7 protein-coding genes and 1 pseudogene are annotated in these 10,890 nt (G+C 62.6%); 5 read left to right on the top strand and 3 right to left on the bottom strand.

The features are described from left to right. Positions 1 to 160: 160 nt before the first annotated feature. From ACZ5YA_RS00580 to ACZ5YA_RS00560, 5 genes and pseudogenes are all read left to right on the top strand, one after another. Positions 161 to 340: a hypothetical protein gene (locus ACZ5YA_RS00580; protein ID WP_059379023.1), complete on the top strand. Its 180-nt coding sequence runs from the start codon at positions 161 to 163 to the stop codon at positions 338 to 340. Between the two features lie 203 nt (positions 341 to 543). After that, positions 544 to 1,188, top strand: a complete 645-nt coding sequence (locus ACZ5YA_RS00575; RefSeq protein ID WP_464091857.1) for a type I secretion C-terminal target domain-containing protein — start codon at positions 544 to 546, stop codon at positions 1,186 to 1,188. A 161-nt stretch (positions 1,189 to 1,349) separates the two neighbouring features. Further along, positions 1,350 to 4,556: a retention module-containing protein gene (locus tag ACZ5YA_RS00570; protein WP_464091856.1), complete on the top strand. Its 3,207-nt coding sequence runs from the start codon at positions 1,350 to 1,352 to the stop codon at positions 4,554 to 4,556. A gap of 105 nt (positions 4,557 to 4,661) precedes the next feature. Further along, positions 4,662 to 5,344: pseudogene (locus ACZ5YA_RS00565) on the top strand (transglutaminase-like cysteine peptidase). Positions 5,345 to 5,361: 17 nt separating this feature from the next. Beyond that, on the top strand, positions 5,362 to 7,317 hold the full coding sequence (locus tag ACZ5YA_RS00560) for a bifunctional diguanylate cyclase/phosphodiesterase (RefSeq protein ID WP_306633339.1): 1,956 nt from the start codon (positions 5,362 to 5,364) through the stop codon (positions 7,315 to 7,317). A 52-nt stretch (positions 7,318 to 7,369) separates the two neighbouring features. Here ACZ5YA_RS00560 and ACZ5YA_RS00555 read toward each other — a convergent pair whose 3' ends face one another. The 3 genes from ACZ5YA_RS00555 to ACZ5YA_RS00545 are packed head-to-tail and all read right to left on the bottom strand — an operon-like array spanning position 7,370 to position 10,736. Next, the gene (locus ACZ5YA_RS00555; protein WP_464091855.1) at positions 7,370 to 8,209 is read right to left on the bottom strand and encodes a M48 family metallopeptidase; all 840 of its coding nucleotides are present in this window, start codon (positions 8,207 to 8,209) and stop codon (positions 7,370 to 7,372) included. 37 nt (positions 8,210 to 8,246) lie between these two features. Beyond that, positions 8,247 to 9,317, bottom strand: coding sequence for a chorismate synthase (gene aroC, locus ACZ5YA_RS00550; protein ID WP_419342734.1), 1,071 nt, complete (start codon positions 9,315 to 9,317; stop codon positions 8,247 to 8,249). A 36-nt stretch (positions 9,318 to 9,353) separates the two neighbouring features. Further along, entirely contained in the window at positions 9,354 to 10,736 is a 1,383-nt protein-coding gene (locus ACZ5YA_RS00545) for a putative bifunctional diguanylate cyclase/phosphodiesterase (protein WP_059379010.1), read from the bottom strand. Between the last annotated feature and the right edge of the window lie 154 nt (positions 10,737 to 10,890).

Here is a 10,890-nt window from a genome sequence, read left to right as displayed (position 1 = left end):
AACAAGCCCCAGGGAAGGCCGGCAACGGCCTTCCCTGCTTGGCATCTTTCCCCAAGCAGCAGCATTGCGGCTTGGCACTGTCAGTATTGCCAGTATCGAGCTCTGGCAACGAAATCTAGTATCTGGCCTTCTTGGATAACCCCCTGGAAAGGGAACCAACATGGCCAATACGTCTCCCGCAATCGTCAACGAAATTTCCGGTCGCGCGTGGCTGCGCCATAGCGACGGATCCCTGACCGAACTGCACCTCGGCAGCAAGGTCCCGGCCGGCAGCGACCTGGTCACTGCGTCGGGCGCGACGGTTTCCCTCCAAGTTGAAAACGGCATCCCTCGGAGCTAACGGCGACGCTAACCGGCAGCCAGACTAGCAATGAAGCAGCCTCGGTCGGTGACGACAAGATCCATGGCGGCGACGGCTCAGACATCCTGTTCGGCGATGCGATCAATACGGACCGTTTGCCCTGGGGTATCGGTGACAACCCCGCGCAACCCGCGAACCTTCCCCCCGGGTCCAGCCTCGACGCGCTCAAGCAGTTCCTGCTATTGAAGAACGGCATCCAACCGACCGACGCCGATCTGCACAAGTTCATCTCGGACAACCACGCGCTTTTCGACGTGCAGGGAGATACGCGCGGCGGCAATGATGAACTGCATGGCGGCGCGGGCAACGACATTCTCTATGGCCAGGGAGGAAGCGACCTGCTCCACGGCGACGATGGCAACGACGTCCTGTCCGGCGGCGCTGGCAAAGACACGCTGTTTGGCGATGCCGGCAACGATGTTCTGCTTGGCGGCAAAGGCGATGACATCCTGTACGGCGGTTCAGGCGGCGACACATTCAAGTGGGCGTTCAACGACCAAGGCGCCGCAGGCACCCCGGCCGTGGATACGATCAAGGACTTCTCGCTCCTGAAGCCCTCCGACGGCGGCGACATTCTGGATCTGCAGGGGTTGCTGGTCGGCGAGAATGACGGCTCACTGGCCAAGTACCTGAATTTCCACAAGGAAGGCAACGATACAGTCATCGATGTGAACACCCAGGGCAAGCTGGGCACGCAGGGCGCGGATCAGAAAATCGTACTGGAGAACGTCGGCCTCACCCACGATGCTTACGGCCAATTCATGAACAACCACGCCATCATCAATGACCTGCTGCAGAAAGGAAAGTTGAACGTCGACCATGCCTAGGCGACGAATCCAGGAAGGGCCGGAAACGGCCTTCTCGCATGATTCGTCTTCCATCAAGCTGCTACGTCTTTGCTTAGCACTATTAGTATTGGCAGTATCGAGCGGCAGCAACGCCCTCTAGTATCAAACCATCTTGGACAACGCTCTGAAACGAGACCAACATGGCCAATACTCCCGCCGCAATCGTCAACGAAATCTCCGGTCGCGCATGGATACGCAATAGCGACGGTTCCCTGACCGAACTGCATCAAGGCAGCAAAGTCGCGGTCGGCAGTGACGTCGTCACAGCCTCGGGCGCCACGGTTTCCCTGCATATTGAAAACGGCATGCCGATCGTCATCGGCGAAGACCGCGACGTCGCGCTGACCAGCGAAATGACCGGCATTCTGGATGATGCGTCCGAAGCGGCGGTAGCGCCGCCCGCTGGCACCGACTCCGACCGATTGTTGGCCGCACTGCAAGACGGCCGCGACCTGTTCGACGAACTCGATCCCACCGCCGCCGTCGTGGCAGGCGGCGGCGGTGGAGGCGGCAGCAGCTTTGTCCGACTGGCTCGCCTTCTTGAAACCACCAGTCCGCTCGATCTGGCCTACTCGAACCCCGCACGCGATGAAGCAGTCTTGCCACGCATGTCCAGCATTGGCCCCGTCAATGGCGACGACCAGGCGCCCACTCCCGTCAGCGTCAACCATGCCCCCACCGCGCGGGACGATGCGGGGCAAGGCGATCAAAACGGCCAGGTACGCGGCAACCTGCTCTCGAACGACTCAGACCCGGACGGCGATCACCTGACGATAGCGTCGGTAGGTAGCCGGCCCATGACCGCGGACGGCATTTCAATCGCGGGCAGCAATGGCGGCACCTTCGCAGTCCTGCCTGACGGTAGCTATGTCTTCACGCCGGGAAACGAGTTTGACCGCCTGGCCGCAGGCGAAACCGCCACCAGCACCATTTCGTACACAATCACGGATCCCAGCGGCGCCACCTCCACGGCAACAGCCGTCGTGACGATCACCGGCACCAACGACGGGCCAGTCTCCACTGCCATTTCCGATACATCCAGCCTGGACGCTCAGACCCATGTGAACTACGACATCTCCGGCCGCTTCTCGGATCCGGACGCGAGCGACAAGCTTACCTACACCGCAACCGGTTTGCCGCCCGGCCTGAGCATCGATCCGCGCACCGGCATCATTAACGGTGATATCGATCCTTCGGCGTCGCAAGGCGGCAGTATCGGCGTATACAACGTCACCATCACCGCCACAGACCCCTCTGGCGCGACAACCTCGCAGAAGTTCGACTGGGCCATTGCCAATCCCGCCCCCCTGGCGGCTGGCGACTCGGGCGCTGTCAGCGAGGACTCGACTCTCGACGTCGGTGCTCAAAACGGCGTGTTGGCAAACGACAACGACCCAGACGGCGACGCGCTTGCCGTTTCGCAAGTGAACGGCAACGCAGCCAACGTAGGCGCCGCCATCGCGGGCTCCCACGGCGGCACGTTCACACTGAACGCCGATGGTTCCTACAGCTTCGACCCAGGCTCTGCCTTTCAACACCTCGGCATCGGCGAGAAAGCCTACAGTTCGATCACTTATACCGTCTCCGATGGCGAGGGCGGTACCAGCTCGGCCGTCTTGACCGTTGAAATCACGGGCGCCAACGACGCGCCGATCCTCCAGGCACACGACAACCTGGTGTTAGAGGACCACGCGGCATCCGGCAACGTGCTCGTCGGGGCAATCGATGTCGACAACGACGCGCTGACTGTCACAACGTTCACCCTCAATGGCACAACGTACTCCGCCGGCATCACTGCGTACATGGAGGGCGTGGGCTCAATCCTCGTGAAAGCCGACGGCAATTATGTGTTCACACCGGACGCAAACTGGAACGGAAACGTCCCGCAGATCACGTACACCGTGACGGACGGCACGCTCACGACCTCATCCACCTTGAACATTCGAGTTCTGTCCGTCAACGACGCCCCGGTGTCGCAAGACGCCTCCGGCAACGTCGTGGCAGGCGGCCGCTACACGTTCAGTCTGAATGACTTCCCATTCTCCGACCCAGGGGAGGGACATTCGATGAAGTCGGTGATTATCGACTCTCTACCCCAACACGGTCGGCTGCTCTTGAATGGCAAAGCGATTGTGCAAGGACAAGAAATCAGCACTGAAGATCTGGCCAGCGGAAAGTTAGTGTTCCAACCCGACGCTGTGACCTTCGACGGAAACAATACTTCATCGTCCTTCGACTTTCGCGTCAGAGATAACGGTGGCACTTCCAACGGAGGCGACGACCTATCCCATCAGCAGACATTCAAAATCAACGTAGGCCAGCTCATCGTCGGTGGCGACGACGATTACAACCGAGCCCAGATCATCGACAATTGGTACGGCGGAGACGGCAACGACGTGATACTAGGCGACCACGGAGGCATGCTCGGCCTTCCCCCTCCTCCCCCAAAACCTGCTGGCTTTTGGATTTCTCAAGGCCGAGAAGCTGAGGCCGGCGACTTGCCAGGCCATGTACTGGCCTTGCCGGACACAGATTGGATCTCCGGAGGAAAGGGTTCAGACATCCTGTTCGGCGATGCGATCAACACCGATCAGTTACCCTGGGGCATCGATGGCAATCCCGCCAGACCTGAAGGTCTGCACGACGGGTTGGGCCTGGAGGCGCTCAAGCAATTCTTGTTTCTGAAGGTTGGCGTGCCGCCTACGGATGTAGATCTGCACAAGTTCATCTCGGAAAACCATGAAATCCTAGAAGTGCATGGAGATACGCGCGGTAGTTTCGATATCCTACACGGCGGCGATGGCGACGACAGCCTCTACGGCCAAGGTAGCCACGACACCTTGTACGGTGGCAATGGCCGCGACATCCTGTCGGGCGGCACAGGCAACGACTATCTCGAAGGCGATGCAGGCAGTGATGTTCTGATAGGTGGCATGGGTAATGACCTCATGTACGGCGACGGCAATGGCGTCCGATATGACGACAACAGCGACACGTTCAAGTGGGGACTCAATGACCAGGGCACCACGGACGCCCCTGCTGTGGATAGGATCATGGACTTCTCGATTCAAAAGCAAGCCGACGGCGGCGACATTCTTGATTTGCAGGAACTACTCGTCGGCGAAAACGACGGCAACCTAACCAACTACCTGGGCTTCCGCAAGGAAGGCAACGATACGGTCATCGATGTGAACACCCAGGGCCAGCTGGGTACCCAAGGCGCGGACCAAAAGATCGTGCTGGCAAACGTGGATCTCACCCACGATACCTACGGCCAGTCCATGAGCAACCAGGCCATCATCAATGACCTGCTGCAGAAAGGTAAGCTAACCGTCGACCACGCCTGAGCAATAGCTCCCGGGGAGATCCGCAACGGATCTTCCCGCCCCCGCATGACGCATTTTTTCCCAGGGCGCGTCTAAGATGCCCGGAAAAATGTGAAAATCCGTTTCATGCCATCGTCCCGCCGTTTCCGCCGCACGCTGAATCTGTGCCGATTGGCTTTGCTATGCCTGGCTTGCGGCTGGGGCGGAAGTTCCGCCCTGGAAGTGAATGCCGACCGGCTGCAAAGCTTGTCGGCCAGTCGCTATGGCGCAAAAGGCTCCAAGGCGGTATCGGAATGGCTGCAATTGATGCGCAGTCCCCCCCCGCCCAGGAAAGAGGCGCGCTGACACAGGCCAATGATTTCTGGAACCGCTCCCTGATGTCCGGCGAGGACATCACCATCTGGAAACAGGCCGATTACTGGGCCACGCCGTTAGAATCGCTGGGCAGGGGCGCCGGCGACTGTGAAGACTACGTCATCGGCAAGTACTTCACGCTGCTGGCGCTGGGCGTGCCGGCCAACAAGCTGCGATTCATCTATGTCCGCGCGCGCATCGGCGGCGCGGCCAGCAGCACCCAGATCGCCCACATGGTGCTGGGTTATTACGAAACCCCCAATGCCGTGCCGCTGGTGCTGGACAACCTGATCTCGACCATTTTGCCCGCCACGCAGCGTCGCGACCTGACGCCGGTATTCAGTTTCAATGCCGACGGCGTCTATGTGGACGGCAAGCCCGCCGCGCCGGTTGACCGTCTCAGCCGCTGGCGTGATCTACTTCAACGCATGGAACGGGAAGGCGTGCGCCCCTGATGTCCGGAAATAAGACTATGTCCATACTTCGACAGCTATTGCTCAGCGTTACCCTCGCCATCGGCGTCATCCTGCTGGGCACGCTCGCGCTCAGCGTGAATTCCGCTCGGGAGTACCTGTCCGGCCAACTGCAGGTGCAGAGCACGGACGCCGCCGTGTCGTTGGCGCTGTCGCTCTCGCAGCCAGCGAACAACGACCCGGTCGTGCAAGAGCTGCTGGTGTCGGCGCTGTATGACGGCGGGCATTTCTCGCTGGTGCGCTTGAGCGATCCGGAAGGCAAGGTTCTGATCGAACGGAAATCCACGGCCACCGCGGCGTCGGTCCCGGCCTGGTTTCAGGCGCTGGCCCCCTTGACGACGCAATCGGCCAGCCATGCCGTCAGCGACGGCTGGCGCCAGATCGGCGAGGTCACGCTAATCGCCAACGACGCCTATGCATGGGAAGCCCTGTGGCGCAGCAGCCTCAAGATGATCGCCCTGGTGGTGGGCGCCGGCATCCTGTGGGCCGTATTCGCCTTCATGCTGGTGGGCTGGATCAAGAACCGCCTGCTGCGTGAAATCAGCGACCACGTGCGCAGTATCGGCCAGGACTCCCCGACGGAACAGGTCGAGGCGCGCGTGCCTGAACTGTCCGGGGTGGTGCAGGCGCTGAACCAGACCCGCGAACGCATCCATGCCAGCGTCGAAGAACAGAACGCCAAGATCGAGTCGCTGGAGCTGGAGCTGAACCAGGATCCGGTCACGGGCCTGCCGAACCGCAAGTACTTCGTCAACGAGTTCCGCCGCGCGCTGGAGGCCCCTGCCCTCACAAGCGGCCGTGGCATCGACGGCGGCCACGTTCTGGTGTTCCGCCAACGCGACCTGGCGGACCTGAATCGCCATATGCCGCGCGAGTTCATCGACCAATGGCTGCGCACGGCTTGCGAGCGCATCCGCGGCACGCTCAAGAGCATGCACGTGGCCTCGCCCCTGCTGGCCCGCCTGAACGGCTCGGATTTCGCCTTGCTGCTGCCGGGCTGCGCGGCGCCCCAGGCCATGATGGTGGCCGAGCAGGTGCGTGCCGACCTGCACGCGTCCCGCATTCCCGTGGGTGAAGGACATCTGTGCCGCTGGGCGCAGGCCATGACCGACTATGGCCACGGCAGCCAGGCCGGGCCGGTGCTTGCGCGCCTGGATTTCGGCTTGATGCGGGCGGAAAGCGCCGGCAACGACCATGTCGTGATCGCCGGAGCGACCGACATGCAGTCGCCTTCGGAATCGGGTGAACGCGCCTGGAAGGACGCGATCCAATCCGCCCTGGAGGAACATTGTTTCGAGCTGGCCACGGAAGACCTGCGAGCCACCGACGGCAGCACCGTCCGTACCGAAGCGATGCTGATGCTGCGGACCGCGGCCGACCAGGTGCCGATCCCCGCCACGCTGTTCATCCCGCCGGCCGTACGCCTGGATCTGGTGGCTGATTGCGACCTGGAAGCCGTGAGCCTGGGGCTGGACTGGCTGGCCGCCAACCCGGGCGAACTGGCTGTGCGGGTGGCCCTGCCCTCGTTGCGAGGCCAGAAGTTCTTCCGCCAGTTGGCCCTGTTGCTGACCGAACACCGGCCTCTGGCGCGCCGTCTGTACCTGGAAATCGACGCGCACGGCCTGGTGGAATGCCACGAGCAGATCGCCACGCTGGCCCGCGTCGCATCGGAGTTCGGCACGCATATCGGCGTGCGCCGCCTGGCTCAGCAGTTCGGCGCAGTTGCGCAGCTGCACACCCTGCCCTTGTCGTACGTGAAACTGGGCGGCGGTTTCGTCGGCGGCATGTCGCAAAGCCCCGGCAGCCAACAGTTGACGGCATCGGTGCTGGAAACCGCGCGCGGCTTGAAGATAGCGGTCTATGCCGAAGATGTGCCGGATGCCGAAACGCAGCGCATCCTGGCCAGGCTGGGCATCGCTGTCATGCGCGGTCCCGGCGTCAGGACAGCCGCGTAATAAGACAGCGATTCAAGAGGCGGCCGTAAGAATCACGGCCGCCGCAGCCGCCTCAGCGGGCGGCTTTACCCTTGGAATGTTCGTACAGCGGCAGCACCTGCTGGGCTGCGGCCTGCAGATCGCTGATGCGCGATGCGGCAGACGGGTGGGTCGACAGGATTTCAGGCGGTGCGCTGCCCTGATCTGCCGCGCCCATCTTCTGCCACAGCGTCACGGCGGCGCGCGGATCGTATCCCGCCCTGGCCGCCAGCTCCACACCCATGCGGTCTGCTTCGGTTTCGTGCGTGCGGCTGTTGGGCAGCGTGAACATGACGCTGGTGAACTGTTCGCCCAGGTCGGACGCCGCGGAAGACCCGGTGGCGATCGCCAGCACCGACAACCCCAGGTTGGTGGCCATCTGCTGGGATACGCGTTCGCGCGCATGCTCCCGCAAGGCGTGCGAAATCTCATGGCCCAGCACCGCCGCCAGCTCATCGTCCGTGGGTTTGATCTTGGCCAGCAAGCCCGTGTAGACCGCAATCTTGCCGCCCGGCATGCACCAGGCGTTGATCTCGTTGCTGGACAACACATGCACTTCCCATTTCCAGTTGGCGGCGTCAGGCCGGAAGACTCCTGCCTGCGCGATCAGCCGCTGGGAAATGGTGCGGACCCGCGCCACCTGTTGAGGGTCGCGGTCCAGCAGGCCCTTGGCTTGCGCCTGCTTGAGTATGTCGGCGTACTGCTGGGTCGCCTCTTGTTCCAGCGCCTGCGAAGGCACCATGCTGGACATGTACTGGGTCCGGTTGACGCCGATGGCGCCCGACTGCGTGGTATTCATGCCGGTGCAGCCCGCCAGGGCCGCCAGCGCGAGCGCCGCGCCCGCGTTGCGCAGCAGATGACGTTTCCGGTTCATGACGGACCTCCCAGACAATTCGAAGAGCAACAGCGTATCAGACTACCGGATCGCCGCACTGGCCGCGGTGGCGCAAGGCATGATCGATCAAGACCAGCGCCAGCATCGCTTCGGCGATGGGCGTGGCGCGGATGCCGACGCAAGGGTCATGACGGCCCAGCGTCTGCACCATGACCGGGTCGTTGGCGCGGTTCACGGAGCGGCGCTCGACCCGGATACTGGAGGTCGGCTTGATGGCCAGCGAAACGGTGACTGGCTGGCCAGTGGAAATGCCGCCCAACACTCCGCCCGCGTTATTGGTCAGGAAACCGTCCGGGGTAATTTCGTCGCCGTGCTCCGAGCCTCGTTGAGCGATGCTGTCAAAACCCGCTCCGATCGACACGCCCTTCACGGCATTCAGGCCCATCATCACGTGTGCGATGTCGGCGTCCAGGCGGTCGTAGATCGGTTCGCCCCAGCCCGCGGGCAGGTTCTCGGCCACGACCTCGATCCGGGCGCCCACGGAGTCGCCGTCGCGGCGCAACTGGTCCATGTAGGCTTCCAGTTCGGGAACGACCGCGGCGTTTGGCGCATAGAACGGATTATTGGGAACGTCTTCCCACGAAACGAAGGGAATCGCAATGGGGCCGAGCTGGCTCATGTAGCCGCGCACCTTGACGCCGTATTGCTCGGCCAGCCATTTCTTGGCGATGGCGCCCGCCGCGACGGTCGGCGCCGTCAAGCGCGCGGAGGAACGGCCGCCCCCGCGCGGGTCGCGCACGCCGAACTTGCGCCAGTAGGCGTAATCGGCATGGCCCGGACGGAAGGTATCGGCAATATTGGAGTAGTCCTTGCTGCGCGCATCCGTGTTGCGGATAAGCAGACCGATGGGCGTACCCGTCGTCACTCCCTCGTATACGCCCGACAGGATTTCGACCTGGTCGGCTTCCTGACGCTGCGTGACGTGACGTGACGTGCCAGGACGGCGACGGTCCAATTCGAGCTGAATGTCGGATGCGTCCAGCGACAGTCCCGGAGGACAGCCGTCCACGACGCAACCGATGGCCGGCCCGTGGGATTCGCCGAAATTGGTGACGGTAAAGAGGGTACCTAGGGTATTGCCGGGCATAGGGAGTCAACAGGTGGGGTTTGCAAGCAACCCCGATTATGACACCGCCGAGGCCAAAGCCTGGATTTCGGACGCCGGCGCGGGGCGTCCCAACAGGAAACCTTGCATCACCCGGCATCCCAGCGACTTCAGGATCTCGCGCTGCCCCTCGGTTTCGACGCCTTCGGCCACCACCGGCAGATGCATCGCCTGGCACAGGCCGAACAGCGCCGAGACCACTTCGCGGCTGCCGGCATCGGATTCCAGCGCGGAGATGAAGCTGCGGTCGATCTTGACCCAGTCGATCGGCAGGCAACGCAGATGGTTCAGACTGGAATAGCCGCAGCCGAAATCGTCCAACGCCACGCCGATGCCCATCGCACGCAACGTGTTCAGGATCTTCACATGCCGTTCGTAATGCAGGATGAAGAGGGATTCCGTGATCTCCAGCACCAGCTTGCGCGGGGCCAGGTTTGCGGCCGCCAGCGCATTCGACACGAGTTCGACCAAGCCATCTTCGTTCATCTGCTTGACCGACAGGTTTACGTGCACGCGCCAGGTCGCCGGCCATAGTGCCGCCTGCGTACATGCCCGCTCCAATATCCAGGCCCCCAACGGCACGATCAGGCCGCTGCGCTCGGCCAATTCGATGGTCACCGCGGGCGAGACGCTGCCGAGCACGGGGTGATGCCAGCGCAGCAGCGCCTCGCAGCCCTGCACCATGCCGGTGCCGCTGTCACAGACCGGCTGGTAATACAGTTCGAACTGATCCATGTCCGGCGTGGTCAGCGCCAGCCGCAGGTCGTTTTCCAGCCCCTGCTGGTCGCGCTGGCGCGCCAGCATGCGGAAATCAAACAAGTTCCAGCCTGGGCCGCCGCGCTCCTTCAGCGGCAGCAGGGCCACCTGGACACAGCGCTGCAGTTCTTCCACGCTGCGGCCGTGCTCGGGATACAAGGCGGCGCCGACGCGGAACATGGCCATCAGCGGACGTCCGCCCAGCTCGTAGGGTACGCTCAGGGCTTCCAGCAGCTTGGCCGACACCTGGGCCGCCCCCGCCTCATCCACGTCGGGTGCGCAGACCGTGAAAGCATCCGCCCCCGAACGCGCCACCATGCCGCCCATCGACCGGCAGATCAACCCCAGGCGATTGGCCACCTGCACCAGCAGGGCTTGATCTTCGCCCGCGCGCAACATGGCGCTGATCTCGGCATATTGCTCGAAGCTCACCAGGAAGAACGCGCCGCGGCGCGAGCGGCCCTCTGCATTGTTGAGCCAGGCGCGGGCGCGCCGGTGCAATTCCTGCTGATTCAGGACACCGGTCAGTTCATCGCGCGTCAGGCGTTGACGCAGCAGGCGTTCCCTGCGTACGAAGACCCAGCATATCGCTACAAGTGCGCCCGCAAGCGTCAGGCACAGTGCGAGCAGGTAACTCTCACGCACGAAGCCCCCTATCCATAAGCCCCTGGCGTTGCGGTTCGAAAGGGAACCCAAGGACTGTAACATTTTTTAAAATATGCATTATTTTCGCAAAAAACGCCACACTTCAGAGGCAACGCACCTCTTTTCCCTGTATTCCTACGGTTACTTTGGTTGC

It is taken from the genome of Achromobacter sp. JCM 18799, assembly GCF_055395645.1.
Note: the sequence above shows the minus strand (reverse complement) of the source record. Positions and strands in the feature narration are given on the sequence as shown.

Bases quoted from the DNA above. Each gene is read 5' to 3' on its own strand.
- ACZ5YA_RS00580 (WP_059379023.1), top strand. From the start codon at position 161: ATGGCCAATACGTCTCCCGCAATCGTCAACGAAATTTCCGGTCGCGCG.
- ACZ5YA_RS00570 (WP_464091856.1), top strand. From the start codon at position 1,350: ATGGCCAATACTCCCGCCGCAATCGTCAACGAAATCTCCGGTCGCGCA.
- ACZ5YA_RS00560 (WP_306633339.1), top strand. From the start codon at position 5,362: ATGTCCATACTTCGACAGCTATTGCTCAGCGTTACCCTCGCCATCGGC.
- ACZ5YA_RS00555 (WP_464091855.1), bottom strand. From the start codon at position 8,209: ATGAACCGGAAACGTCATCTGCTGCGCAACGCGGGCGCGGCGCTCGCG.
- aroC (WP_419342734.1), bottom strand. From the start codon at position 9,317: ATGCCCGGCAATACCCTAGGTACCCTCTTTACCGTCACCAATTTCGGC.